The sequence below is a fragment of the Pseudomonas sp. B21-023 genome, assembly GCF_024749165.1.
GTDB lineage: Bacteria > Pseudomonadota > Gammaproteobacteria > Pseudomonadales > Pseudomonadaceae > Aquipseudomonas.
On sequence record NZ_CP087190.1, the window covers coordinates 758,776 to 782,547 of the forward strand.

Annotated in this window: 23 protein-coding genes; 15 read left to right on the forward strand and 8 right to left on the reverse strand. The window is 64.3% G+C overall.

The features are described 5' to 3' along the window. The 4 genes from LOY42_RS03475 to dksA form a co-directional block, all read right to left on the reverse strand. Complete coding sequence (locus LOY42_RS03475; RefSeq protein WP_172670868.1) at window positions 1-2,976, reverse strand: sensor histidine kinase; 2,976 nt, start codon at window positions 2,974-2,976, stop codon at window positions 1-3. Further along, entirely contained in the window at window positions 2,960-3,136 is a 177-nt protein-coding gene (locus LOY42_RS03480) for a hypothetical protein (RefSeq protein WP_003250005.1), read from the reverse strand. The genes LOY42_RS03475 and LOY42_RS03480 overlap by 17 nt, the downstream gene beginning before the upstream one ends. 184 nt (window positions 3,137-3,320) lie before the next feature. Beyond that, window positions 3,321-4,208, reverse strand: coding sequence for a tRNA glutamyl-Q(34) synthetase GluQRS (gene gluQRS / locus LOY42_RS03485; RefSeq protein ID WP_198754609.1), 888 nt, complete (start codon window positions 4,206-4,208; stop codon window positions 3,321-3,323). A 99-nt stretch (window positions 4,209-4,307) separates the two neighbouring features. After that, on the reverse strand, window positions 4,308-4,754 hold the full coding sequence (gene dksA / locus LOY42_RS03490) for an RNA polymerase-binding protein DksA (protein ID WP_046854085.1): 447 nt from the start codon (window positions 4,752-4,754) through the stop codon (window positions 4,308-4,310). A gap of 213 nt (window positions 4,755-4,967) precedes the next feature. Here dksA and LOY42_RS03495 point away from each other — a divergent pair, with 213 nt between their 5' ends. Both LOY42_RS03495 and sfsA read left to right on the forward strand, forming a co-directional pair. Next, window positions 4,968-6,140, forward strand: a complete 1,173-nt coding sequence (locus LOY42_RS03495) for a pyridoxal phosphate-dependent aminotransferase (RefSeq protein ID WP_139673681.1) — start codon at window positions 4,968-4,970, stop codon at window positions 6,138-6,140. Between the two features lie 3 nt (window positions 6,141-6,143). Next, on the forward strand, window positions 6,144-6,857 hold the full coding sequence (gene sfsA, locus LOY42_RS03500; protein ID WP_139673678.1) for a DNA/RNA nuclease SfsA: 714 nt from the start codon (window positions 6,144-6,146) through the stop codon (window positions 6,855-6,857). On the opposite strand, the gene LOY42_RS03505 is transcribed toward sfsA, so the two are convergent. Then, window positions 6,847-7,164, reverse strand: a complete 318-nt coding sequence (locus LOY42_RS03505; RefSeq protein ID WP_139673676.1) for a Rieske 2Fe-2S domain-containing protein — start codon at window positions 7,162-7,164, stop codon at window positions 6,847-6,849. The two genes, sfsA and LOY42_RS03505, sit on opposite strands and share 11 nt — an antisense overlap. A 162-nt stretch (window positions 7,165-7,326) precedes the next feature. On the opposite strand from LOY42_RS03505, the gene LOY42_RS03510 reads away from it, so the two are divergent. The 4 genes from LOY42_RS03510 to LOY42_RS03525 are packed head-to-tail and all read left to right on the forward strand — an operon-like array spanning window position 7,327 to window position 10,918. Next, window positions 7,327-8,211, forward strand: a complete 885-nt coding sequence (locus LOY42_RS03510; protein WP_139673673.1) for a hemin ABC transporter substrate-binding protein — start codon at window positions 7,327-7,329, stop codon at window positions 8,209-8,211. A 50-nt stretch (window positions 8,212-8,261) separates the two neighbouring features. After that, the gene (locus LOY42_RS03515; RefSeq protein ID WP_172670917.1) at window positions 8,262-9,245 is read left to right on the forward strand and encodes an iron ABC transporter permease; all 984 of its coding nucleotides are present in this window, start codon (window positions 8,262-8,264) and stop codon (window positions 9,243-9,245) included. Next, the gene (locus LOY42_RS03520) at window positions 9,245-10,012 is read left to right on the forward strand and encodes a heme ABC transporter ATP-binding protein (protein ID WP_139673670.1); all 768 of its coding nucleotides are present in this window, start codon (window positions 9,245-9,247) and stop codon (window positions 10,010-10,012) included. The genes LOY42_RS03515 and LOY42_RS03520 overlap by 1 nt, the downstream gene beginning before the upstream one ends. Before the next feature lie 12 nt (window positions 10,013-10,024). Beyond that, window positions 10,025-10,918, forward strand: a complete 894-nt coding sequence (locus LOY42_RS03525; protein ID WP_258599796.1) for a ChaN family lipoprotein — start codon at window positions 10,025-10,027, stop codon at window positions 10,916-10,918. A 171-nt stretch (window positions 10,919-11,089) separates the two neighbouring features. Here the strand turns inward: LOY42_RS03525 and LOY42_RS03530 are convergent, their stop codons facing one another. From LOY42_RS03530 to LOY42_RS03540, 3 genes are all read right to left on the reverse strand, one after another. Next, on the reverse strand, window positions 11,090-11,374 hold the full coding sequence (locus LOY42_RS03530; RefSeq protein WP_046854091.1) for a TfoX/Sxy family protein: 285 nt from the start codon (window positions 11,372-11,374) through the stop codon (window positions 11,090-11,092). 267 nt (window positions 11,375-11,641) lie between these two features. Then, window positions 11,642-11,995: a pentapeptide repeat-containing protein gene (locus LOY42_RS03535; RefSeq protein WP_102683213.1), complete on the reverse strand. Its 354-nt coding sequence runs from the start codon at window positions 11,993-11,995 to the stop codon at window positions 11,642-11,644. 100 nt (window positions 11,996-12,095) lie between these two features. Beyond that, window positions 12,096-13,658, reverse strand: a complete 1,563-nt coding sequence (locus tag LOY42_RS03540; RefSeq protein WP_139673664.1) for a bifunctional aminoglycoside phosphotransferase/ATP-binding protein — start codon at window positions 13,656-13,658, stop codon at window positions 12,096-12,098. 117 nt (window positions 13,659-13,775) lie between these two features. On the opposite strand from LOY42_RS03540, the gene mrcB reads away from it, so the two are divergent. The 9 genes from mrcB to msrQ all read left to right on the forward strand — a co-directional run bounded on the left by mrcB (window position 13,776) and on the right by msrQ (window position 23,629). Next, complete coding sequence (gene mrcB, locus LOY42_RS03545; protein WP_102683215.1) at window positions 13,776-16,097, forward strand: penicillin-binding protein 1B; 2,322 nt, start codon at window positions 13,776-13,778, stop codon at window positions 16,095-16,097. A gap of 26 nt (window positions 16,098-16,123) precedes the next feature. Continuing rightward, complete coding sequence (locus LOY42_RS03550) at window positions 16,124-16,903, forward strand: tetratricopeptide repeat protein (protein ID WP_110701708.1); 780 nt, start codon at window positions 16,124-16,126, stop codon at window positions 16,901-16,903. Next, window positions 16,900-17,232 carry a YqcC family protein gene (locus LOY42_RS03555; protein WP_102683217.1) on the forward strand — a complete coding sequence of 111 codons (333 nt, stop codon included), beginning with the start codon at window positions 16,900-16,902 and terminating at the stop codon, window positions 17,230-17,232. The genes LOY42_RS03550 and LOY42_RS03555 overlap by 4 nt, the downstream gene beginning before the upstream one ends. 407 nt (window positions 17,233-17,639) lie before the next feature. After that, complete coding sequence (locus LOY42_RS03560) at window positions 17,640-19,364, forward strand: acetolactate synthase 3 large subunit (protein WP_102683220.1); 1,725 nt, start codon at window positions 17,640-17,642, stop codon at window positions 19,362-19,364. A 1-nt stretch (window position 19,365) separates the two neighbouring features. After that, window positions 19,366-19,857 carry an acetolactate synthase small subunit gene (gene ilvN, locus LOY42_RS03565; protein ID WP_003250040.1) on the forward strand — a complete coding sequence of 164 codons (492 nt, stop codon included), beginning with the start codon at window positions 19,366-19,368 and terminating at the stop codon, window positions 19,855-19,857. Window positions 19,858-19,911: 54 nt separating this feature from the next. Further along, window positions 19,912-20,928 carry a ketol-acid reductoisomerase gene (gene ilvC / locus LOY42_RS03570; protein ID WP_027917653.1) on the forward strand — a complete coding sequence of 339 codons (1,017 nt, stop codon included), beginning with the start codon at window positions 19,912-19,914 and terminating at the stop codon, window positions 20,926-20,928. 150 nt (window positions 20,929-21,078) lie between these two features. After that, on the forward strand, window positions 21,079-21,930 hold the full coding sequence (gene pssA / locus LOY42_RS03575; RefSeq protein ID WP_028691215.1) for a CDP-diacylglycerol--serine O-phosphatidyltransferase: 852 nt from the start codon (window positions 21,079-21,081) through the stop codon (window positions 21,928-21,930). Window positions 21,931-22,007: 77 nt separating this feature from the next. Then, a complete protein-coding gene (msrP, locus tag LOY42_RS03580) occupies window positions 22,008-23,021 on the forward strand; it encodes a protein-methionine-sulfoxide reductase catalytic subunit MsrP (RefSeq protein ID WP_258599798.1) in 1,014 nt (337 codons plus the stop codon). Next, window positions 23,021-23,629 carry a protein-methionine-sulfoxide reductase heme-binding subunit MsrQ gene (gene msrQ, locus LOY42_RS03585; protein WP_139673655.1) on the forward strand — a complete coding sequence of 203 codons (609 nt, stop codon included), beginning with the start codon at window positions 23,021-23,023 and terminating at the stop codon, window positions 23,627-23,629. Before msrP ends, msrQ begins: the two co-directional genes overlap by 1 nt. The last annotated feature ends 143 nt before the right edge of the window (window positions 23,630-23,772 follow it).

Consider the following 23,772-nt stretch of genomic DNA (forward strand, 5'->3'; position numbering starts at 1 on the left):
TCAATTCTCTCGACGGTCTCGAATTTCAGGGGACGTCGCTACGACATGCCGGGGCAGGGTCACGCGGATCCGGGTACCACGTTGGCGCTCGATGTCGGCCGGGCTGTCGATGGTGATTTGCCCATAATGCTCTTCCACGATGGAATAGACCAGAGCGAGCCCCAGTCCGGTTCCTTCGCCCGGGTCCTTGGTGGTGAAGAAGGGTTCGAACAGGCGGTCCATGATGCTTTTCGGAATACCGCTGCCTTCATCTTCGACGACCAGGTCGACGGTGTGCTCGTTGATTTCACTGCGCACGCGCACGGCGCTGCCGGGCGGCGAGGCGTCGCGGGCGTTGGAGAGCAGGTTGATCAGCACCTGGGCCAGGCGTTGCGGGTCGCCCTCGACCCAGTGTTGCGGGTCGCAGAGGTTGAAGAACTGTACTTCGAAATTGCGCCGGTTCAACGCCAGCAGACCAATGGCATCCTGCGCCACCTCGGCCAGGCACACTGGCTCCTCGCTGTTCTGCTGGCTGCCGCCGGCGTGGGCGAAGCTCATCAGCGACTGGACGATGCGCGACACGCGCTTGGTCTGCTCGAGGATCTGGCTGGACAGTTCGATGATCTCGCCGTCGCCCTCGCGTTCTTCGCGCAGGTTCTGCGCCAGGCAAGCGATGCCGGTGATCGGGTTGCCGATCTCGTGGGCCACGCCCGCGGCGAGGCGGCCGATGCTGGCCAGGCGCTCGGAATGCACCAGCTTGTCCTCCAGCGCCTGGGTCTCGGTGAGGTCCTCGACCAGCAGCACCAGGCCGCTGTTGCCCGGGGCCAGCGGCTCGTCGATGGCCGCCTTGTGCAGGTTCAGCCAGCGCGGCTGGCCATCGAGGACCAGGCGCTGCTTGTGCAGATGTTCGTCGGGCACGTTGATGAAGCCTTGCAGCAGGCCGCGCCAGGGTTCGGCGATGGTCACCAGGCGTGAGCCGACCACATGCTTGGCGGCGATGCCGGTGAGCTCCTCCATCGCCTTGTTCCACATCAGGATCTCCTGGTCCTTGGCCAGCGAGCACACGCCCATGGGCAGTTCCTGCAGGGTCTGGCGGTGATAACGGCGCAGGGCGTCGAGCTCGGCGGCAAGGCCGGTCAGGCGCGAGTGATAGTCCTCGAGGCGGCTCTCGATAAAGTGGATGTCCTCGGTGACGTAGTTCTCGTTGCCGGACTTGTACGGCAGGAAGGTCTCGACCATGTCCTGCGCCACGCTCGGCCCCATCAGGCCGGACAGGTTGGCCTCGATGCGGTCGCGCAGGCGCCGCAGGGCATAGGGGCGGCGCTCGTCGAAGGGCAGGTAGAGGTCGCGCAGGGCCTGCTCCACCTCTTTTTGCGCAGCCTTGGCGCCCAGCGGCTTGGCCAGCTGGGTGGCGAACTCCTGGGGCGAGGCGGCATGCAGTTCGCGGCGTTGCGGGCGACGCACGTTGTCCACCGCGCAGGCCTCGGCGGCGCTGACCTCTTCGCTGCTGGCATTGGTGAACAGCGAAATCAGGGTGAACAGCAGGACGTTGGCCGCAAGCGAGGCGATGGCCGCCATGTGCCAGCTGGTGTCGTCCAGCACGTAGATCATGTCCAGCAACGGGATGTAGAAGCCCTGCAGGTTGCCCAGCAGCGGCAGCAGCATGGTCACCATCCACACCAGCATGCCGGCCAGCAGGCCGGCGATGAACCCTCGTCGGTTGGCGGTCGGCCAGTACAGCACCGAAAGCACCCCGGGCAGGAACTGCAAAGTGGCGACGAAGGCGACGATGCCCAGGTTGGCCAGGCTCTGGTGGTTGTTCTGGGTGAGGTAGAAGACGAAGCCGGCGGTGATGATGGCGACGATCAGCGCCCGGCGCGTCCACTTCAGCCAGCGGTAGATATTGCCTTCGGCCGGCGGCTGGTACAGCGGCAGCACCAGGTGGTTCAAGGCCATGCCCGACAGCGCCAGGGTGGTGACGATGATCAGCCCGCTGGCGGCCGACAAGCCACCGACATAGGCCAGCAGCGCCAGCGCTTCGTTGTTGGCGGCGATGCCCAGGCCCAGGGTGAAGTACTCGGGGTTGGTGCTGGCGCCCAGGCGCAGGCCGGCCCACAGCACCAGCGGCACGGCCAGGCTCATCAGCAGCAGGAACAGCGGCAGGCCCCAGCTGGCGCTGACCAGCGAGCGCGGGCTGAGGTTTTCGGTGAAGGCCATGTGGTACATGTGCGGCATGACGATCGCCGAGGCGAAGAACACCAGCAGCAGGGTGCGCCAGGGGCCTTCCTGCAGCGGGGTGTGCAGGGCGGCGAGGGCGGTCTGGTTCTGCAGCAGCCAGACCTCCAGCCCATGCGGGCCACCGAACACGCCGTACAGCGCATAAAGGCCGATACCGCCCAGCGCCAACAGCTTGATCACCGATTCGAAGGCGATGGCGAACACCAGGCCTTCGTGCTTTTCGCGGGTGGCGATATGGCGTGAGCCGAAGAAGATGGTGAACAGGATGATCAGCACGCAGAAGGCAAACGCCACCCGCGCCTTGACCGGCTCGCCGGTGAGGATGCTGATCGAATCGGCTACGGCCTGGATCTGCAGGGCCAGCAAGGGCAGCACGCCGATCAGCATGAAGATGGTGGTCAGCGCGCCGGCCCAGGTGCTGCGGAAGCGAAACGCCAGCAGGTCGGCCAGTGAGGAGAGCTGGTAGGTGCGGGTGATCTTGAGGATCGGATAGAGCAGCACCGGGGCCAGCAGGAAGGCCCCGGACACCCCCAGGTAACAGGCAAGGAAGCCGTAGCCATATTGATAGGCCAGGCCGACCGAGCCATAGAAGGCCCAGGCACTGGCGTAGACGCCCAGCGACAAGGTGTAGGTCAGGGGGTGGCGAATGATCGCCCGCGGGATCAGCCCGCGCTCGCTGATCCAGGCCACGCTGAACAGCACCAGCAGGTAGGCGGCGCTGATCAGGATCATCTGGGTCAGGCTAAAGCTCATCGGCATCTCGTTGGCTCTGCAGGATGAAGGTGACGACGATGAGGATCAGCCAGAGCAGGTAGGGACGGTACCAGGCACCGGTCGGCTCGATCCACCAGTCCATGATGGCGGGGGAGAACAGGTAGATCCCCACCACCAGAAGCAGGACCAAACGATAGATGTACATGCTGGCCTCGATGGGTTGGGCGCTGCGGTTTGGACTTATTATTGGCGCAAATGGCTGGGGCGATGCTAGCGGGAATCGGGGCTGTTAGCCAAGGGTTTGAATTTGTTGGGCTTTTGAGCCTGGTTTTGCTTGTTCTGGCCCTATCGCGGGGCAAGCCCGCACTCGCGATAGGGCCGCTACTGCCTCAGCGCAAATCAGCCTCGGGCACCGTCATCTGCCGCGCAATGTGCTCCGGCCGCCACTGCTGGCGCGCCACCGCCAGCACCTCGGCCGGGCTGGCCCCCGCCAGTGCCGGATCGGTCTGCTGCCCCAATGCCCGCAGGGCTCGCAACAGCAACGGCGTCGCCTGGTCGGCCTCTAGCGGCGGCGAGCGATACGACTTGCCCAGCTTGTGCCCGTCGGGCTGCACGATCAACGGAATGTGCAGGTAACGCGGCTGCGAGAACCCCAGCAGCTCCTGCAGGTACAGCTGGCGGGGCGTGTTGTCCAGCAGGTCGGCGCCGCGCACGATGTCGGTAACGCCCTGCCACGCATCGTCCAGTACCACCGCCAATTGGTAGGCATAGAGCCCGTCACGGCGCTGGATGACGAAGTCGCCCACCTCGCGTCCCAGGTGCTGTTCGAAGCTACCCTGGACGCGATCCGTGAAGCGGTAGATCAGTTCCGGCACGCGCAGGCGAATGGCCGCGCCTTGCCGGGGATGCCCGGCGTTACGGCAAAAACCTGGATAGATACCATCGTATCCTTCCAGTTGCTTGCGCGAGCAGGTGCAGGCATAGGCCAGGCCCATGCTGAACAAACGGTCGACCACGGCGGCATAGGCCTCGTGGCGCTGGCTCTGGAACACTACTTCGCCGTCCCACTCCAGGCCGTAGCGCTCCAGGGTCTGCAGGATCGCATCGCGTGCCCCAGGCATTTCCCGGGGCGGGTCGGTGTCTTCCATGCGCAGCAACCAGCGGCCATCGACCGCGCGGGCGTCGAGCCAGGAGGCGAGGGCGGCCACCAGCGAGCCGAAGTGCAGAAAGCCGCTGGGGGTGGGGGCGAAGCGGCCGATGTAGCGGGAGTCATTCATGGATTGCACAGCTATATAAATGAAGACGGGGCGTACCGATTGCAGGAGCGGGCAAGCCCGCCTCCACAACCAGTACGCCCCGTCTGCGAGGTTCTGGAATCAGCCTTTACCGACAGTCTTTTCCTTCTTCTCGGCAATTTCCTTGCAGTCGAAGCACAGGTCGGCGGTCGGGCGGGCTTCGAGGCGGCGCAGGCCGATCTCGATACCGCAGGAGTCGCACCAGCCGTACTCTTCGTCCTGAATCTTCTGCAGGGTCTTGTCGATCTTCTTGATCAGCTTGCGCTCACGATCACGGTTGCGCAGTTCCAGGGCGAATTCTTCTTCCTGGCTGGCACGGTCAGCCGGGTCTGGGAAGTTGGCTGCCTCGTCCTTCATGTGCGTCACGGTCTGGTCCACGCTCGTCATCAACTCAAGCTTCCATGCTCCCAGAAGCTTGGTGAAGTGCTTGCGCATGGGCTCCCCCATGTACTCTTCGCCCTTGGTTTCTTTATAGGGCTCTACACCGTACATGGACTGACTGGTTTTTTGCTTTTCTACGGTGGACATGAATAGACCGCCTCTCACTCATCTGATCCAATGCGCAGGCTTGCTTCCATCGCCGGCACCCGCCGGCCCTGCGACTGCGAGCCGCCGAACTTACCAGATAGATCCGGGGTGCGCTACCCCGCCCTATTCCTGCTATTGACAGCAGGGCGGGCGGCACGTTCGCTGCGGCGCACAGGTAGAATCACCAGTTTAGACCCAATTGAGAGAAGGCCCATGGCTCAGCCACACAGTGCGCGCAGTCGCGCCATCGAACCCTTCCACGTGATGGCCCTGCTGGCGCGCGCCAACGAGCTGCAGGCCGCCGGCCATGATGTGATCCACCTGGAGATCGGCGAGCCGGACTTCACCACCGCCGCGCCCATCGTCGCCGCAGGCCAGCAGGCTTTGGCCGATGGTCACACCCGCTACACCGCCGCCCGCGGGCTGCCGCAACTGCGCGAAGCGATTGCCGGGTTCTATGGCCAGCGCTACGGTGTGGACCTCGACCCCGAGCGGGTTCTCGTTACCCCGGGTGGCTCAGGCGCCTTGCTGTTGGCCAGCAGCTTGCTGGTCGACCCGGGCAAGCACTGGCTGTTGGCCGATCCGGGGTACCCGTGCAACCGCCACTTCCTGCGCCTGGTCGAAGGCGGCGCGCAGCTGGTGCCGGTGGGGCCGGAGGTCAATTACCAGCTGACCGCCGATCTGGTCGAGCGTCACTGGGACAAGGACACGGTCGGTGCCCTGGTGGCGTCGCCGGCCAACCCGACCGGCACGGTGCTCGACCGTAACGAGCTGGCCAGCCTTTCCAAGGCTACCCGCGAGCGCCATGGGCATCTGGTGGTGGACGAGATCTACCACGGCCTCACCTACGGCATGGAGGCGCCGAGCGTGCTGGAAGTCGACGATGAGGCCTTCGTCCTGAACAGTTTTTCCAAATATTTCGGCATGACCGGCTGGCGCCTGGGCTGGCTGGTGGCGCCGCCGTCGGCGGTGGCGGACCTGGAAAAGCTGGCGCAGAACCTCTACATCAGTGCTCCGAGCATGGCCCAGCATGCCGCGCTGGCCTGCTTCGAGCCGCAAACCCTGGCCATCCTCGAGGAGCGCCGCGCCGAGTTCGCCCGCCGCCGCGACTACCTGTTGCCGGCATTGCGTGAGTTGGGCTTCGGTATCGCCGTGGAGCCGCAAGGCGCCTTCTATCTGTACGCCGATATCAGCGCGTTCGGCGGCGATGCCTTCGCGTTCTGCAGGCACTTCCTCGAAACCGAGCACCTGGCATTCACCCCGGGGCTGGACTTCGGTCGTTACCAGGCCGGCCACCACGTGCGCTTTGCCTACACCCAGAACCTGCCACGTCTGGAGGAGGCGGTGCAGCGCATCGCCCGTGGCCTGAAAAGCTGGCAGGGCTGACGGATGCTGTTTCCGCAACTGGAACAGGCGCGACTGCTGCGCCGCTATAAACGCTTCCTGGCCGACATCGAACTGGCCACCGGCGAGCAGCTGACCATTCACTGCCCCAACACCGGCTCCATGCTCAATTGCATGCGCGAGGGCGGGCAGGTCTGGTTCAGCCGCTCCAACGATCCCAAGCGTAAGCTGCCCGGTACCTGGGAGATCAGCGAAACGCCCCAGGGGCGGCTGGCCTGTGTCAACACCGGGCGCGCCAATGCGGTGGTTGAAGAAGCGCTGCGGGCCGGGGTGATCAGCGAACTGGCCGGGTTCACCACGCTCAAGCGTGAAGTGGCGTATGGCGAGGAGCGTAGCCGTATCGACTTCTACCTGGAGTTCGCCAATGGCGACAAGGCCTATGTCGAGGTCAAGAGCGTGACCCTCGGTTATCCCGATACCGCCGTGGCGGCGTTCCCTGACGCCGTCACCCAGCGTGGGGCCAAACACCTGCGCGAGCTGGCCGCCCTGGCACGCCAGGGCATCCGTGCAGTGCAGCTGTATTGCGTGAACCTGACCGGCATCGAGGCCGTGCGCCCGGCCCAGGAGATCGACGCCGCCTACGCCCAGGCACTGCGCGCCGCGGTGGCGGAAGGGGTGGAGGTGCTGGCCTACGGCACGCGCCTGGATGCCCAACAACTGGTCATCGACCGGCCGCTGCCGGTATTGCTCAATCCGTAAGCCAGATGCCCTGGCTGTCTTCCCGGCAGTCCAGGGCATCCAGCCATTCGCCCGCGCAGGGGCCAGTAATGCATTCGCCGCTTTCTATCAGGAACTGGGCCCCGTGATGGGCGCACTGGATCAGGCTCGCGCTGTCATCGAGAAAGCTGTCCGCCGCCCAGTTCAGCGGGATGCCCCGGTGCGGGCAGCGGTTGCGATAGAGGTGGACCGTGCCCTGGCGGCGCACGCCGAACAGCGCTATGCCGGCTACGCTGAAGGCGCGGCCGTGGCCCTCGGCGAGGTCGTTGGAGGCGCAGAGAAAATGCATCGCAGCGGAGTCTTCCGGTTAAGCCGTGTGACAAAGGGATGGCTTGACGCTTCAATGCGAATAATTATCAAATTGCCCGCATTCGTCGCGCCAGGCTGTCTATGGTGCGCACTTGTGCCGCCCGCCACAAGGTGTGCTGCCCGCCCTCTGCAAAGGAATCCGATGATGCGCCGTCCCGCTGCCTTGATTGCCCTGTGCGCCGCTCTTGCCCTGTCTACCCACACCATGGCCGCCGAGCTGCCACAGCGCTGGGTAAGCGCCGGCGGTGCCTTGAGCGAGTGGATCAGCGCCCTGGGTGGTGAGCAGCGCCTGGTCGGCGTCGACACCACCAGCCAGCATCCTGAGTCGCTCAAGGCGCTGCCCAGCATCGGTTACCAGCGCCAGTTGTCGGCCGAAGGCATCCTCAGCCTGCGTCCTGACGTGCTGGTGGGCACCGAGGAAATGGGGCCACCGCCGGTGCTGGCGCAGATCCGCAAGGCCGGGGTGCGGGTCGAGCTGTTCTCCAGCAAGGCCGAAGTGGGCGCGGTTGACGAGAACCTCAAGCACCTGGGGGCATTGCTCGGCGACGAGCACAAGGCCAAGACGTTGGCTGCCGATTACCGTCAGCAGCTGGAGGCGTTGCACAAACAGGTCGAGCAGGCCCAGGCCGGGCAGAAGGCGCCTGGGGTGTTGCTGCTGGTCGGGCATGCCGGCGCCAAGCCGATGATCGCCGGGCAGGGCACTGCCGGGGACTGGGTGCTGCGCCAGGCGGGTGGGCGCAATCTTGCCGATCACCAGGGCTACAAGAACTTCTCGGTGGAAGCCCTCGCCGCGCTGAATCCGGACGTGGTGGTGTTCTCTGACCGTGCCCTCAGCGGTGAACAGGCCTTGCAGGCACTGATCAAGGAAAACCCGGCCCTGGCGACGTCCCGCGCGGTGCGCGACAAGCGCCTGCTGTCGCTCGACCCGACGTTGCTGGTCGGCGGCCTAGGCCCGCGCCTGCCGGCCACCCTGCATGAGCTGGCAGCCAGCTTCTATCCCGCCGCCAAGGCCAGCCTCAATCCATGATGCCGCGGGTTCGTCCACGTACGTTGTTCATTACCCTGGCCTTGTTGTGCCTGCTGGCGGTGTGGCTGTCGTTGGCGCTGGGGCCGGTCAGCCTGCCGTTGTTCGATACCCTGCGCGCCGGCCTGCGCCTGGTCGGGTTGCCGGTCAGTGGCGAGGGCCTGGAACAGGCCGAGATGATCCTCGGCCAGATCCGCCTGCCGCGAACCCTGCTGGGTCTGGCGGTCGGCGCCGTGCTGGCGTTGTCCGGCGTGGCGATGCAGGGGTTGTTCCGCAACCCACTGGCCGATCCGGGGCTGGTCGGTGTCGCCAGCGGCGCCGCCCTGGGGGCCGCGGTGGCGATCGTCGGCGGCAGTTGGCTGGGCGGCATTCCTGACTGGTTCGCGCCTTATCTATTGTCGTTGTGTGCCTTCGTCGGTGGCCTGGGCGTGACCGCGATGGTCTATCGCCTGGGGCGGCGCGACGGCCAGACCAACGTGGCGACCATGCTTCTGGCCGGTATCGCGATGACCGCGCTGGGCGGCTCGGCGGTGGGCCTGTTCACTTACCTGGCCGACGATGCCACCCTGCGCACCCTGACCTTCTGGAACCTGGGCAGCCTGAACGGCGCCAGCTACGAGCGGCTGTGGCCGTTGCTACTGGTGGCGGCGGCCGTGGCCTTGTGGCTGCCGCGCCGGGCACAGGCGCTCAACGCGTTGCTGTTGGGGGAGTCGGAGGCCCGGCACCTGGGCATCGAGGTCGAAAAGCTCAAGCGCGAGCTGGTGTTCTGCACCGCGCTCGGCGTGGGGGCTGCGGTCGCCGCCGCCGGCCTGATCGGCTTCATCGGCCTGGTGGTGCCGCACCTGGTGCGGCTGGTGGCGGGGCCGGATCATCGGGTGCTGCTGCCGGCCTCGCTGCTGGCGGGCGGTACCTTGCTACTGTTCGCCGACCTGGTCGCGCGCCTGGCCCTGGCCCCGGCGGAGTTGCCGATCGGCATCGTCACCGCCTTTATCGGGGCGCCATTCTTCCTGTTCCTGCTGGTGAAGGTGCGCAACTGATGCTCGACGTCCAAGGGCTGTCCCTCAAGCGCGGTGGCAGCCAGGTGCTGCACGACATCAACCTCACGTTGCGGCCAGGGCAGGTGCTGGGTGTGCTCGGGCCCAATGGCGCCGGCAAGAGTAGCCTGCTCGGCGCCCTGTGTGGCGAACTGGCGCCCAGCGCCGGGCGCGTGCAGCTCGATGGGCGCGGACTGGACGCCTGGTCGGGCCAGGCGCGGGCGCAACGCCTGGCGGTATTGCCACAAGTGTCCAGCCTTGGCTTTGCCTTCAGTGTCGCGGAAGTGGTCGGCCTCGGCCGCCTGCCCCATGCCAGCGGCCGTCAGCGCGACCGGGAAATCACCGAGGCGGCGCTGGAGGCGGCGGATGCCCAGCACCTGGTCGAGCGCAGCTACCTGGCGCTGTCCGGTGGGGAACGCCAGCGCGTGCACCTGGCGCGGGTGCTGGCCCAGCTGTGGCCGGGCGAGCCCGGCACCACGCTGTTGCTGGATGAACCCACTTCTGCGCTGGACCCGCTGCATCAGCACACCACGCTGCAGGCGGTACGCAGTTTCGCCGACCGTGGCGCGTCGGTGCTGGTGATCCTGCATGACCTGAACCTGGCGGCGCGCTACTGTGACCATATTCTCTTGTTGGAGCAGGGCCGCAGCCATGCACTGGGCACACCGCAACAAGTGCTGACACCGACGGCGCTGCGGGCGGTTTTCGGCATTGACGTCCTGGTGCAACCTCACCCGGAGCGCGGCCATCCGTTGATCATCACTCGCTAGGAGCCATTCGCCATGCGCCATCCCTTGCTGTCCGGCTTGTCCATCTGCCTGGCGCTGGCGCTCGGCGGTTGCCAGGCGAGCCTGCCACCCGTGCCTGCCTGGCAGGGGGCCGAAGGCCGCGACAACGTCCAGTTGGGGCAGATCATCGAGTTGTCCACCGGCCAGGCATTGAGCCCTGGGCAGTTGGTCCAGCGCCTGGCCGATGCGCCACGCGTGCTGGTGGGTGAAAAGCACGACAACCCCGACCACCACCGCCTGCAGCTCTGGTTGCTGCGCGCCCTGGAGAGCCGCCGCGCGCAGGGCAGCCTGCTGTTGGAAATGCTTGAGCCGCAACAGCAGGCGCTGGTCGATGCGCAGAAGGGCAAGGTAACGCCTGCAGCCGACCTACCGAAGGCGCTCGCCTGGCAGCCCGGCTGGGATTGGGCGCTGTACGGGCCGATCGTGCGCGAGGCCCTGGGCCAGCCATACCCGCTACTGGCGGCGAACCTGTCGCCCGATGAGGTCCGCCAGGCCTATCGCCAGCCAGCGAAACCACCTGGCGAGCGCTCCAATGCGCCGGTAGTGGTGCAGGCGCTGCTGGCGCAGGTGCGTGCCGGGCATTGCAACCTGCTGCCGGAAAGCCAGCTGCCAGCGATGCTGGCGGTGCAGCAGCAGCGCGACCGACGTATCGCCGAGCGGCTGCTGGCCGCGCCGCAACCGGCATTGCTGCTTACCGGCAGCTACCATGCGCGCAAGGATCTCGGCGTGCCGCTGCACCTGGCCGACCTCGACGCCAAGCCTGAAGACAGGGTGCTGTTGCTGGCGGAAGTGGGGGAAACGGTCGAGCCGGCCATGGCTGACTTCGTCTGGTACACACCGGCGACACCGGAACAGGACTACTGCGCCCAACTGCGCAAGGACCACTGAATCGCAGGCAAAAAAAGACCCGGCAAAAAGCCGGGTCAATAACCGTGATTAGCCTGATGAGGAGATAATCTGAGCGTCCGAACCAGGGAGCATTCAGGTTACCCAACCGGTCTCGCGACCAGTTGTGATAATCATAACGATTCTCATTTCGGAGTCAATGCTTTTGCAGAATTATTTTTCGTTCTTCTGTGATTGGGCTGGGCATTTGGCATCGAGCTGCTGGTTCAGCGCTTGCTTGCGTTCGACCGGCAGGTCATTCCAGTGCATGTCCAGCAGGGCGCCCTCGATGGCATACAACAACACCTTCGAAGCCCGGAACCCTCGCGTTCTCACGGCCTGATAGGCACCCACCGCGCCAAGCCGGCGCAGGTCCGATGCACTGTGGATGCCGACAGCATGCAGCCATTGCGCGGAGGTCTTGCCAAGGTTTTTCAGATGCTGCAATTCATCGTTCATCGAGCCTCCTGGCGATGGCTGAACGGGTCGTGGGGATAAATCGCGAGCAGGTCAATGAGGAGTGTAGCGGGGGTTGTGGATTACGCGGCCTTTTGCCATCGGGGCCGACGGGATGTAGCGTTCTGGCTGAGCGGGAGCGGGCAAACGTGGGAGCGGGCTGGCCCCGCGACGGCGATCGCAGGGGCTGATGCTATCGCGGGGCAAGCCCGCTCCCACGTGTATCCGTTCCGCAAGGCTCGTGGCCACAGCCTTGTGCAGGCCAGGCGCTTACCCGTGGCGTGGGCTGCGATAGCGCATCCGCGTCCCGAACTTCACCGACATCAGGATCTCGTCGGCACTCAGCTCGGCCGGGAAATACGTCCCGGAGATTTGCGCATGCGCCAGGCTCGCCCCTTCCAGGCCATTTTCCCGCAGGTCCAGCCCACGCAGGTCGGCGGCGCGGAAGTAGGCATCGGTGAAGTCGATGCCACGCACATCCAGGTCGCGCAGGTCCAGGCCACGGAAATCACCGCCGCGAAAGTCGATGAGCGAGTCGGTGGGCTTCTCGCGGTTGAACGCCGCGATCTTCTCGTCGCGGATCATCGCAAACAGTACGTTGTCCAGCTGACGGGGTTGATTCATGGCGGCGCCTCCTCCGTGGGGTGTGATGATATTTTAATGCCATCACTGGAGGGGCGCCGGACTTCAGGCGTGAACTGTCGACTGCTTCACGCCTGGCGGGTCAGAGGCCGGGCAGGCGTTGGCGAATCTGCTCGATCACCTTGTTCATGTTGTTGGCGTCCTGGGTGTCGACGCGGGTGCTTTGCGCCAGTTCCTCGGCATCCAGCGGATCGCGGCTGGCCTGTTGCGCCTTGACCACCTCCAGGGTGGCGTCCGACGGGTCGACGGCCTCGGCCTGGCGTTGCGCCAGCCAGCTGGCGATCACCGCGTCCGGGGCTTGGCAGTCGAGGATCAGGAATGGCACGCCGGTCTCACTGGCGACCTCGGCCGCTGCCTTGCGCTGCTCATGCTTGAGGTAGGTGGCGTCGAGTACCACCGGGAACCCGGCGTGCAGGATGATCTCTGCCAGCTCGTGCAGGCGCTGGTAGGTGGCAACGCTGGCCTGCTTGTCGTAGATGCCGGCCTCCAGATGACCGGCATCGGCCGCCGATTGCTTGCCGAACAGGCGCTTGCGCTCGACGTCCGAGCGCACGCGCACTGCGCCGAGCGCCTCGACCAGGCGCATCGCCACGTGGCTCTTGCCCACCGCCGAGACGCCCTGGGTGATGGCCAGCAGGCGCGAAGGGATGGCGCTGTAGCTCTCTGCCAGGTTGGCATAGTTGCGGTAGGTGCGCAGGGTGGTGGCGCGCTGCACGCCATCGGCTTCGGCCGGCATGCTGAACAGCGCGACCTTGGCCCGCACCAGGGCACGGTAGGCCTTGTAGAAGTTCAGCAGCTCCAGGCCCTGGTAGTCGCCGGTCAGCTCCAGGTACTGGCTGATGAAGCGCCGCGACAGGCACTTCAGGCCGCGGTCCTCGAGGTCCATGGCCAGGAAGCCGACGTCGGCGTAGACGTCGGTCAGGCGGAAGGGCTCGTTGAACTCGATGCAGTCGAAGATCACCACCTGGCCGTCGATCAGGGTGGCGTTGCCCAGGTGGATGTCACCGTGGCATTCGCGGATGAAGCCATTGGCCTTGCGCGCTTCGAGCAGGCCGTGCAGGCGCTTGAAGCTGTCCTGGGCCCAGGCTTGCAGTGCGTCCAGTTGCTGCAGGTCGGCCTTGTCGCTGAGGAACGGGCGGATCTGTTCGAAGTTCTGCTCCACCGGTGCCATCACCGCGTCCGGGGTGCCCAGGGGGTGTTCGACCGGCACCTTGGGCGCCTGCAGGTGGAACTCGGCGATCTGCCGGGCCATCTGGTCGATATGGCCGGCGTTCAGCTCGCCGTTGGCCTGCAGGGTGCTGAGCATCTGGCCTTGGGGGAACTGGCGCATCTTCAGCGCGTATTCGATCGCCGGGCCTTCGCCGTCGATCTGCGGCGCTTCGACGCTACCGGTGATCGGCAGCACTTCCAGGTACAGACCTTCGGTCAGGCGCTGGTTCAGGCGCAGCTCTTCGTTACAAAAATGCCCGCGCTGGTCGAGGCCGGTGAAGTCGAGGAAGCCGAAGTTCATCGGTTTCTTGATCTTGTAGGCAAACTCGCCGGTAAGCAGGACCCAGGAGATATGCGTCTCGATGAGCTCGAAGCCCGCGACAGGGTGCGGATAGAGGGCGGGGTTCTGTAGCGCGCTGATCAGGGCTTGGCTCACGGATCATCCTTCAGGGGTCAGGGAATTCGAATCGAACATTATGGTCAATGGTGCCGTCCCTGCAAACCGCCGAGGGGCGTCTGCCTCCCTTTTCCAAAGTGCGTATAATCCGCCGCCATGACTCGTACCCGAAATTCCCGCACTCCTAAAAAACGCCCGACCGGCCGTGCCCGTGCCTGGCTGGGCTGGGCGCTCAAGCTCAGCCTGGTCGGCCTGGTACTGATCGCCGGCTTCGCGGTCTACCTCGACGCCACTGTCCAGGAGAAGTTCTCCGGCAAGCGCTGGACCATCCCGGCCAAGGTGTATGCCCGGCCGCTGGAGCTGTTCGTCGGCCAGAAGCTGAGCCGCAACGACTTCCTCACCGAGCTCGATGCCCTCGGCTACCGTCGGGAAAGCGCGGCCAACGGCCCGGGGGCGGCGTCGGTCAACGGCAATACCGTCGACCTCAATACCCGTGGCTTCCAGTTCTACGAGGGCATGGAGCCGGCGCAGTTCGTGCGCGTGCGCTTCTCCGGCGATTATGTCGCGGGCCTCAGTGGTGCCAACGGCGGCAAGCTCGACGTGGTGCGCCTTGAGCCGCTGATGATCGGCGGCATCTACCCGAAGAACCTCGAAGACCGCATCCTGATCAAGATCGATCAGGTGCCGCCGTATCTGGTGGAAACCCTGATCGCCACCGAGGACCGCGACTTCTACAGCCACTTCGGCGTGTCGCCCAAGTCCATCGCCCGGGCCGTCTGGGTGAACACCTCGTCCGGCGCCATGCGCCAGGGCGGCAGTACCCTGACCCAGCAGTTGGTGAAAAACTTCTTCCTCACCAACGAGCGCAGTCTCAGTCGCAAGCTGACCGAAGCGATGATGTCGCTGCTCCTGGAAGTGCACTATGACAAGCACGAGATCCTCGAGGCCTACCTGAACGAAGTGTTCATCGGACAGGACGGCCAGCGCGCCGTGCACGGCTTCGGTCTGGCCAGCCAGTTCTTCTTCAGCCAGCCGCTGCAGGAGCTCAAGCTGCACCAGATCGCCCTGCTGGTGGGCATGGTCAAGGGCCCGTCCTACTACAACCCACGCCGCCACCCCGAGCGCGCCCTGCAACGGCGCAACCTGGTGCTCGACCTGCTCGCCGAGCAAGGCGTGGCCACTCAGGACGTGGTCGACGCGGCGAAGAAGATGCCCCTGGGCGTGACCAAGCGTGGCAGCCTGGCCGACAGTTCGTTCCCGGCCTTCCTCGACCTGGTCAAGCGTCAGCTGCGCCAGGACTACCGCGACGAAGACCTTACCGAAGAAGGCCTGCGCATTTTCACCAGTTTCGATCCGATCCTGCAGATGAAGGCCGAAACCGCCATGAGCGAGACCTTCAAACGCCTGGCCGGGCGCAAGGGCGCCGACGAAGTCGAGTCGGCGATGGTCGTCACCAACCCGGAAACCGGTGAGGTGCAGGCGCTTATCGGCAGCCGCCAGTCGGGCTTCGCCGGTTTCAACCGTGCCATCGACGCGGTGCGGCCGATCGGTTCGCTGGTCAAGCCGGCGGTCTACCTGACCGCGCTGGAGCAACCGAGCAAGTTCACCCTCACCAGCTGGGTGCAGGACGAGCCGTTCTCGGTCAAGGGCGCCGATGGCCAGGTATGGCGGCCGCAGAACTACGACCGCCGCCCCCATGGCACCATCTACCTGTACCAGGGCCTGGCCAACTCCTACAACCTGTCCACCGCCAAGCTGGGCCTTGAAGTGGGCGTGCCCAACGTGATCAAGACCATCGGTCGGCTGGGCGTGCAGGTCGATTGGCCGGCGTTCCCGTCGATGCTGCTGGGCGCCGGCGGCATGTCGCCGATGCAGGTTGCGACCATGTACCAGACCATCGCCAACGGCGGCTTCAACACGCCGATGCGCGGTATCCGCAGCGTGCTCACCGCCGAAGGCGAGCCGCTCAAGCGCTACCCGTTCCAGATCCAGCAGACCTTCGACCCAGGCTCGATCTACCTGGTGCAGAACGCCATGCAGCGGGTGATGCGCGAAGGTACCGGGCGCTCGGTATACAGCGTGCTGCCGAGTTCGCTGACCCTGGCCGGCAAGACCGGCACCAGCAACGACTCGCGCGACAGCTGGTTCTCCGGCTTCAGCCAGGACCTGCTGGCGGTGGTCTGGCTGGGCCGCGACGACAACGGCAAGACGCCGTTCACCGGAGCCACCGGCGCGCTGCAGGTGTGGACCAGCTTCATGAAGAAGGCCGACCCGCTGCCGCTGGACATGCCGCAGCCGGACAACGTGGTGCAGGCCTGGATCGACCCTTACAGCGGCCAGGGTTCCGACGGCAGCTGTCCGGGAGCGGTGCAGATGCCGTATATTCGTGGCAGTGAACCGCCCGCAGGCGCCGCCTGTGGCGGCGAGCAGAACCCGGCCGAAGAGGTGATGGACTGGGTCAAGGGCTGGATGAATTGAGCGCGAGCTTCTGAAGAGGGTGTGAAGTGAACAAGTGGTGGATTCCTGCCGTGGCGGCAGTGACCGTTCTGCACGGCTGTACCAGCGTCCCGCGTGGCAATATTCCGGTGGTCGATTCGAGCACCCGGGTCTCCAACAGCGAGCGCGTCTCGGCCAACCGCACGTCGGCTTATCCGACCAGCGGCGGCAGCAGCCAGGCCCAGTCATTGCCGGAAGACTCCGGCGTCACCGTGATGATCCCGCAAGGGACAGGCGGCGCGCCGATCCAGTCGTTCCCGGCAGGCACGGGCCCCGCACCGATCAGCACCGGTCCGATCACCCCGGGCCCGGTCAGCAGTGGGCCGATCACGACCAACCCCAACCCGATTGCCGACGAACCGTTCGACATCGCCTCGATGAGCAACCCGGCGCCGGTGACCAGCGCCCCGACCGGTATTCCGCGTGGCAACGCGTCCAGTGGTGGCTTGTCGGCCGACGAGCAGCTCGACGGCCCGGTGCTGGCCTTGCTCACCACTGCCCAGCAGCAGCAGGGCAGCGGCGACTTCAACGGCGCCGCGTCGAGCCTGGAGCGTGCCCAGCGCATTGCCCCGCGTGAGCCGCAGGTGTTGTTCCGCCTGGCCCAGGTGCGTCTGTCCCAGGGCGATGCCGCGCAGTCCGAGCAACTGGCGCGCCGTGCCCTGACCTACGCCAACGGTCGCCCAGACCTGCAGGCCCAGCTGTGGAGCACCATCGCCCAGGCCCGTGAAAAACAGGGTGACAGCGCAGGTGCCGCCCTGGCGCGGCAGAAGGCGCGGGTCAACCTGTGATGGAGCAGCGCATTCTCGATATTGCCGACCAACTGCTGTTGATCGAGCAGGAGCTCAAGGTCCAGGGCTGGTGGAGCGACGCCACCCCCAGTGCCGAGGCGTTGGCCAGCGTGGAACCGTTCGCGGTGGACCGCATGGCCTTCGAACAGTGGCTGCAGTGGATATTCCTGCCGCGCATGAAGCTGATCCTCGAGCACGGGCACCCGTTGCCCAACGCCTCGGGCATCCTGGTGATGGCCGAGACGGTGTTCGTCGACCGTCCGGAACAAAGCCGCGAGCTACGGCGTTTGCTCGCAACTTTCGACCAATTGATCGCGCCTTCCGCCTGATTTCTACCGTTTTTCCTTCAAGGGCCGCAGATTGTGGCCCTTTTTTATGGAAATCTTATTTTTCCTGCTGCTGCTCGCGCCATTAGTGGTGGTGAGAATTCATCTTGATGAAAAATTGGCAATAATTTCTCTTGACTTGTGAGCGCCGAATCACAAGAATCCAGATTCCGCTGTAGAGGGACTGCCAGAAGCAGACCCGCTAAGCAGATCATGAGGCGCACACCCGCGCCGACTTGTAACACCCCGCAACGCGTTACCTCGCGCTGGGTGGGAAGGCCCGCAACACACCAGGGTATTCCCAATACTTGCTCAGTCAGTGCTGACGTTCGCTCATGCTCTGCTTGGCAGTAAACCTAATAAGACCCGCTCAGTGAGGGCGGTATTCTGGCGTTTTAGAGGTGAACAACGTGGAGCTCTTATCCGGCGCTGAAATGGTCGTCCGCTTTTTGCGCGACGAAGGCGTTAAGCACATCTACGGGTACCCTGGCGGTGCTCTCCTTCATGTTTACGATGCCTTGTTCAAGGAACCGGAAGTCCAGCACATCCTGGTTCGTCACGAGCAGGCCGCCACCCATATGGCGGACGGTTACGCCCGTGCCACCGGCAAGGCCGGTGTGGTACTGGTGACTTCCGGCCCAGGCGCGACCAATGCCATCACCGGCATTGCCACCGCCTACATGGATTCCATCCCGATGGTCATCCTGTCTGGCCAGGTGCCCAGCACCATGGTCGGCACCGATGCGTTCCAGGAAACCGACATGATCGGTATCTCCCGGCCGATCGTGAAGCACAGCTTCATGGTCAAGCACGCCTCGGAAATCCCCGAAGTCCTGAAAAAAGCCTTCTATCTGGCGCAGTCCGGCCGTCCCGGTCCGGTCGTGGTCGACATTCCAAAAGATATGACCAACCCGGCCGAGAAGTTCGAGTACATCTACCCGAAAAAGGTCAAGCTGCGTTCCTATAGCCCGGCCCTGCGCGGCCACTCCGGGCAGATCCGCAAGGCAGCCGAAATGCTCCTCGCGGCCAAGCGCCCAGTGGTCTACTCCGGCGGCGGCGTCATTCTCGGCGGTGGCTCCGAAGCCCTGACCGAAATCGCCAAGTCGTTGAACCTGCCGGTCACCAACACCCTCATGGGCCTTGGTGGCTACCCGGGCACCGACCGCCAGTTCCTCGGCATGCTCGGCATGCACGGCAGCTACACCGCCAACCTGGCCATGCACAACGCCGACGTGATCTTCGCTGTCGGTGTGCGTTTCGACGACCGGGTGGTCAACGGCCCGGCCAAGTTCTGCCCGAATGCCAAGATCATCCACATCGACATCGACCCTGCGTCGATCTCGAAAATGATCAAGGCCGACGTACCGATCGTCGGTCCGGTCGAGAGCGTATTGAGCGAAATGCTCGGCATCCTCAAGGAAATCGGCGAGCAGCCCGACAAGGCGGCGCTCGATGCCTGGTGGAAGCAGATCGACGAATGGCGTGGCGACGGTGAGCTGTTCCCCTACGACAAGGGCGACGGCAACATCATCAAGCCGCAACAGGTCATCGAGACCCTGTGCGAAGTGACCAAGGGCGATGCCTTCGTCACCTCCGACGTGGGCCAGCACCAGATGTTCGCGGCGCAGTACTACCGCTTCAACAAACCCAACCGCTGGATCAACTCCGGTGGCCTGGGCACCATGGGCTTCGGTTTCCCGGCGGCCATGGGCATCAAGCTCAACTTCCCCGACCAGGACGTGGCCTGCGTCACCGGTGAAGGCAGCATCCAGATGAACATCCAGGAGCTGTCCACCTGCATGCAGTACGGCCTGCCGGTGAAGATCGTCAACCTGAACAACGGTGTGCTGGGCATGGTTCGCCAATGGCAGGACATGTCCTACAACGGTCGCCACTCGCACTCCTATGTCGAGTCGCTGCCGGACTTCGTCAAGCTGGCCGAGGCCTATGGCCATGTGGGCATTCGCATCACCAGCCTGAAAGACCTCAAGCCGAAACTGGAAGAGGCTTTCGCGATGAAGGACCGCCTGGTGTTCATCGACATCGCGGTCGACCGGACCGAGCACGTCTATCCGATGCAGATCAAGGACGGCTCGATGCGTGACATGTGGCTGAGCAAGACGGAGCGTACCTGACATGCGGCACATCATCTCCCTGCTGCTGGAAAACGAACCCGGTGCCTTGTCTCGCGTGGTCGGCCTGTTCTCCCAGCGCAACTACAACATTGAAAGCCTGACCGTGGCGCCGACCGAAGACCCGACCCTGTCGCGTCTGACGCTGACCACCGTTGGCCATGACGAAGTGATCGAACAGATCACCAAGAACCTCAACAAGCTGGTCGAAGTGGTCAAGCTTGTCGACCTGTCGGAAAGCGCCCACATCGAGCGCGAACTGATGCTGGTCAAGGTCAAGGCCACCGGTGCCCAGCGCGCCGAGATCAAGCGCACCACGGATATCTTCCGTGGCCAGATCGTCGACGTGACCGCCAGCGTGTACACCGTGCAACTGAGCGGCACCAGCGACAAACTGGACAGCTTCATCCAGGCCATCGGCACCGCATCGATTCTCGAAACCGTGCGCAGTGGCGTCACCGGCATTGCCCGTGGCGACAAAGTGCTCAGCATCTAACTTCAAAAATAGCGATGGCTCCACAGGGGCCGAGATATAACCAGGGGTATTTTCATGAAAGTTTTCTACGACAAAGACTGCGACCTCTCCATCATCCAGGGCAAGAAAGTCGCCATCATCGGCTACGGCTCCCAAGGTCACGCCCAGGCGTGCAACCTGAAGGACTCCGGTGTGGACGTTACCGTCGGTCTGCGTAAAGGCTCGGCCACCGTTGCCAAGGCAGAAGCCCACGGCCTGAAAGTAGCCGACGTGGCCACCGCCGTCGCTGCCGCCGACCTGGTCATGATCCTGACCCCGGACGAATTCCAGGGCCAGCTGTACAAGAACGAGATCGAGCCGAACATCAAGAAAGGCGCCACCCTGGCCTTCTCCCACGGTTTCTCGATCCACTACAACCAGGTCGTTCCGCGTGCCGACCTCGACGTGATCATGATCGCGCCGAAGGCCCCGGGCCACACCGTGCGCTCCGAGTTCGTCAAAGGTGGCGGCATCCCTGACCTGATCGCCATCTACCAGGACGCCTCGGGCAACGCCAAGAACGTCGCCCTGTCCTACGCCGCTGGCGTTGGCGGTGGCCGTACCGGCATCATCGAAACCACCTTCAAGGACGAGACCGAAACCGACCTGTTCGGTGAGCAGGCCGTTCTCTGCGGCGGTACCGTCGAGCTGGTCAAGGCCGGTTTCGAAACCCTGGTCGAAGCGGGCTACGCCCCGGAAATGGCCTACTTCGAGTGCCTGCACGAGCTGAAGCTGATCGTTGACCTCATGTACGAAGGCGGTATCGCCAACATGAACTACTCGATCTCCAACAACGCCGAGTACGGTGAGTACGTCACCGGCCCTGAAGTCATCAACGAAGAATCCCGCAAGGCCATGCGCAACGCTCTGAAGCGCATCCAGGACGGCGAGTACGCGAAGATGTTCATCAGCGAAGGCGCCACCAACTATCCTTCGATGACCGCCAAGCGTCGCAACAACGCCGCTCACGGCATCGAGATCATCGGCGAGCAACTGCGTTCGATGATGCCGTGGATCTCGGCCAACAAGATCGTCGACAAGACCAAGAACTGAGTCTTGCGTCGATAATGAAAAACGCGGCTTCGGCCGCGTTTTTTCGTTTGCGCGGTCAGCTTCTGGTATAAAGCGACCAGTGGCTCGCTGTCAGAACCGTTTTGCAGAGCCCATGTCGAACATATTCCACCCTGTTGCAAGGTACTTTTCATGAGCGAACGTCCCGAAGAGCCGAACAAGCCCTCCGACGCCGAAAGCCTGCTACCTGTCGATGAGCACGTTGAAGAAGGCCACGACGCCGAAGGGCGCAAGGTGCGTCACCGCGGTATCTATCTGCTGCCCAACCTGTTCACCACCGCGAACCTGTTCGCCGGCTTCTATTCCATCATCAGCTCGATGAGCGCGCAGAGCGCCCTGAGCGCGGGTGATCCACGCGAGGCGAGCAAGTACTTCGCCTTCGCCGCCATCGCCATTTTCGTCGCCATGGTCCTCGACGGCCTCGACGGCCGCGTGGCGCGCATGACCAATACGCAAAGCGCCTTCGGTGCCGAGTACGACTCGCTGTCGGACATGGTCGCCTTCGGCGTGGCCCCGGCGCTGCTGGCGTTCGGCTGGGCCCTGGGCGACATGGGCAAGGTCGGCTGGATGGTCGCCTTTATCTATGTGGCCGGCGCGGCCCTGCGCCTGGCGCGCTTCAACACCCAGGTCGGCACCGCCGACAAGCGCTACTTCATCGGCCTGGCCAGCCCGGCGGCGGCCGGCGTGGTGGCCGGTACCGTCTGGGCGTTCAGCGACTACGGCATCCAGGGTTCCAAGCTGTCGTTCCTGGTGGCTTTGCTGGTGGCTGCCGCCGGCATGCTGATGGTCAGCAACATCAAGTACAACAGCTTCAAGGAGCTCGACCTCAAGGGCCGCGTGCCCTTTGTCGCGATCCTCGCCGTGGTGCTGGTGTTCGCCGTGGTGTTCAGCGATCCGCCGCGCATCCTGCTGCTGATCTTCCTCGCCTATGCTGCATCGGGGCCGATCCAGTTTCTGTTGCGGGCGCGCCGTCGCAAATCCTGACAAGGATTTAATCGCGGAATAACCTGCCGGCTCCATAGTCTTACGTGTACATCAGTGACCCGTACTGTGGAGCCGCCATGCTCATCAAGCTTCCCCGATCCAGCGACTGCAAGTCGTCCGAGATCACCCCCGAAGGTTTCTACCTCTCCCGTCGCAAGCTGCTGGGCGCCAGCCTTGCAGGTGCAGCCCTGGGCGCCTTGCCCCGATTGGGCGCCACGGCGGAGGTTTCCCGCTATGCCGATGTCGAGGCGGGCAGCGCGCCAGGCTGGTTCACCGACAAGCTCGGCGCCACGCGCTGGCAGGCGGTCACCGTCAGCGGCGAGGCGATCACGCCGTTCAAGGACGCGACCCACTACAACAACTTCTATGAGTTCGGGCCCGACAAGGGCGACCCGGCGGCCAATGCCGGCAGCCTGAAGACCGAGCCGTGGAGCCTGGTGGTCGATGGCGAAGTGGCCAAGCCCGGGCGTTATGCGCTGGAGGATTTCGTCAAGCCTTACCAGCTTGAGGAGCGGATCTATCGCCTGCGCTGCGTGGAGGCCTGGTCGATGGTGATTCCCTGGCTGGGCTTCCCGTTGGCCGAGGTGCTCAAGCAGGTCGAGCCAACCTCCAAGGCGCGCTATATCCGTTTCGAAACCCTGGAAGACTCCAAGAGCATGCCAGGGCAGCGCTCCGGCTTCGCCCTGATCGACTGGCCGTATGTGGAGGGCTTGCGACTGGACGAGGCGATGAACCCGCTGGCGATTCTGGCGGTTGGCATGTATGGCCGTGAGCTGCCCAACCAGAACGGCGCGCCGCTGCGCCTGGTGGTGCCATGGAAGTACGGCTTCAAGAGCATCAAGTCGATCGTGCGCATCAGCCTGGTGGCCGAGCAGCCTGCGACTACCTGGCAGGGTTTGGCGCCGGACGAGTACGGCTTCTATGCCAACGTCAACCCGACGGTCGACCACCCGCGCTGGACCCAGGCCCGCGAGCGGCGCCTGCCCAGCGGGCTGTTCAGCCCCAATGTGCGCGATACGCTGATGTTCAACGGCTATGCCGATGAAGTGGCGTCGCTGTATACCGGCCTCGACCTGCGGAAGAACTATTGATGCGCTATCCGTGGCTGCGCCTGGCGATCTTCGTGATCGGGTGCCTGTTTCCCGTGTGGTGGTTGTATGAGGCAGCCATGGGGTTGCTCGGCCCGGATCCGGGAAAGATCATGGTCGATCGCCTTGGCCTGGGGGCGCTGGTCTTCCTGTTGATCACCCTGAGCATGACACCGCTGCAGCGGTTGACGGGGTGGTCGGGGTGGATCGTGGTACGGCGGCAACTGGGGCTGTGGTGCTTTGCTTATATAGTGCTGCACCTGACGGCGTACCTGGTGTTCATCCTGGGGCTGGACTGGGGGCAGTTTGGCGTCGAGCTGCGCAAGCGGCCTTACATCATTGTCGGTGCATTGGGTTTTCTTGGCTTGCTGGCGCTGGCGGTCACGTCCAACCGGTATAGCCAGCGGCGCCTTGGGGCGCGGTGGAAGAAGCTGCACCGGCTGGTCTATGTGATTCTCGGGCTTGGGCTGCTGCACTTCCTGTGGATAGTACGCTCGGACCTGAAGGAGTGGGCGGTGTACGCCGCTATCGGGGTCTTTCTCTTGGTGCTGCGTATACCCCCGGTGTGGCGGCGTGTTCCACGGCTGGTGGGGCGGGGGAGGGCGGCCTGAAATCTTTCTTTAATAAAAGGTTGACGCCCTCTCAGAACCCCTTATAATGCGTGCGCCCCACTTCCGACGTAGTCGAAACGCAAAACCTCTTTTTAATCAATAAGTTGAGTGTTTCAGGTAGTGTCGGAAGTGCTTCGGTCATC

What these genes read in the sequence shown, in the direction of transcription:
- LOY42_RS03475 (WP_172670868.1), bottom strand. Translation starts at nt 2,976, where the DNA reads ATGCCGATGAGCTTTAGCCTGACCCAGATGATCCTGATCAGCGCCGCC.
- LOY42_RS03480 (WP_003250005.1), bottom strand. Translation starts at nt 3,136, where the DNA reads ATGTACATCTATCGTTTGGTCCTGCTTCTGGTGGTGGGGATCTACCTG.
- gluQRS (WP_198754609.1), bottom strand. Translation starts at nt 4,208, where the DNA reads ATGAATGACTCCCGCTACATCGGCCGCTTCGCCCCCACCCCCAGCGGC.
- dksA (WP_046854085.1), bottom strand. Translation starts at nt 4,754, where the DNA reads ATGTCCACCGTAGAAAAGCAAAAAACCAGTCAGTCCATGTACGGTGTA.
- LOY42_RS03495 (WP_139673681.1), top strand. Translation starts at nt 4,968, where the DNA reads ATGGCTCAGCCACACAGTGCGCGCAGTCGCGCCATCGAACCCTTCCAC.
- sfsA (WP_139673678.1), top strand. Translation starts at nt 6,144, where the DNA reads ATGCTGTTTCCGCAACTGGAACAGGCGCGACTGCTGCGCCGCTATAAA.
- LOY42_RS03505 (WP_139673676.1), bottom strand. Translation starts at nt 7,164, where the DNA reads ATGCATTTTCTCTGCGCCTCCAACGACCTCGCCGAGGGCCACGGCCGC.
- LOY42_RS03510 (WP_139673673.1), top strand. Translation starts at nt 7,327, where the DNA reads ATGATGCGCCGTCCCGCTGCCTTGATTGCCCTGTGCGCCGCTCTTGCC.
- LOY42_RS03520 (WP_139673670.1), top strand. Translation starts at nt 9,245, where the DNA reads ATGCTCGACGTCCAAGGGCTGTCCCTCAAGCGCGGTGGCAGCCAGGTG.
- LOY42_RS03525 (WP_258599796.1), top strand. Translation starts at nt 10,025, where the DNA reads ATGCGCCATCCCTTGCTGTCCGGCTTGTCCATCTGCCTGGCGCTGGCG.
- LOY42_RS03530 (WP_046854091.1), bottom strand. Translation starts at nt 11,374, where the DNA reads ATGAACGATGAATTGCAGCATCTGAAAAACCTTGGCAAGACCTCCGCG.
- LOY42_RS03535 (WP_102683213.1), bottom strand. Translation starts at nt 11,995, where the DNA reads ATGAATCAACCCCGTCAGCTGGACAACGTACTGTTTGCGATGATCCGC.
- mrcB (WP_102683215.1), top strand. Translation starts at nt 13,776, where the DNA reads ATGACTCGTACCCGAAATTCCCGCACTCCTAAAAAACGCCCGACCGGC.
- ilvN (WP_003250040.1), top strand. Translation starts at nt 19,366, where the DNA reads ATGCGGCACATCATCTCCCTGCTGCTGGAAAACGAACCCGGTGCCTTG.
- ilvC (WP_027917653.1), top strand. Translation starts at nt 19,912, where the DNA reads ATGAAAGTTTTCTACGACAAAGACTGCGACCTCTCCATCATCCAGGGC.
- pssA (WP_028691215.1), top strand. Translation starts at nt 21,079, where the DNA reads ATGAGCGAACGTCCCGAAGAGCCGAACAAGCCCTCCGACGCCGAAAGC.
- msrP (WP_258599798.1), top strand. Translation starts at nt 22,008, where the DNA reads ATGCTCATCAAGCTTCCCCGATCCAGCGACTGCAAGTCGTCCGAGATC.
- msrQ (WP_139673655.1), top strand. Translation starts at nt 23,021, where the DNA reads ATGCGCTATCCGTGGCTGCGCCTGGCGATCTTCGTGATCGGGTGCCTG.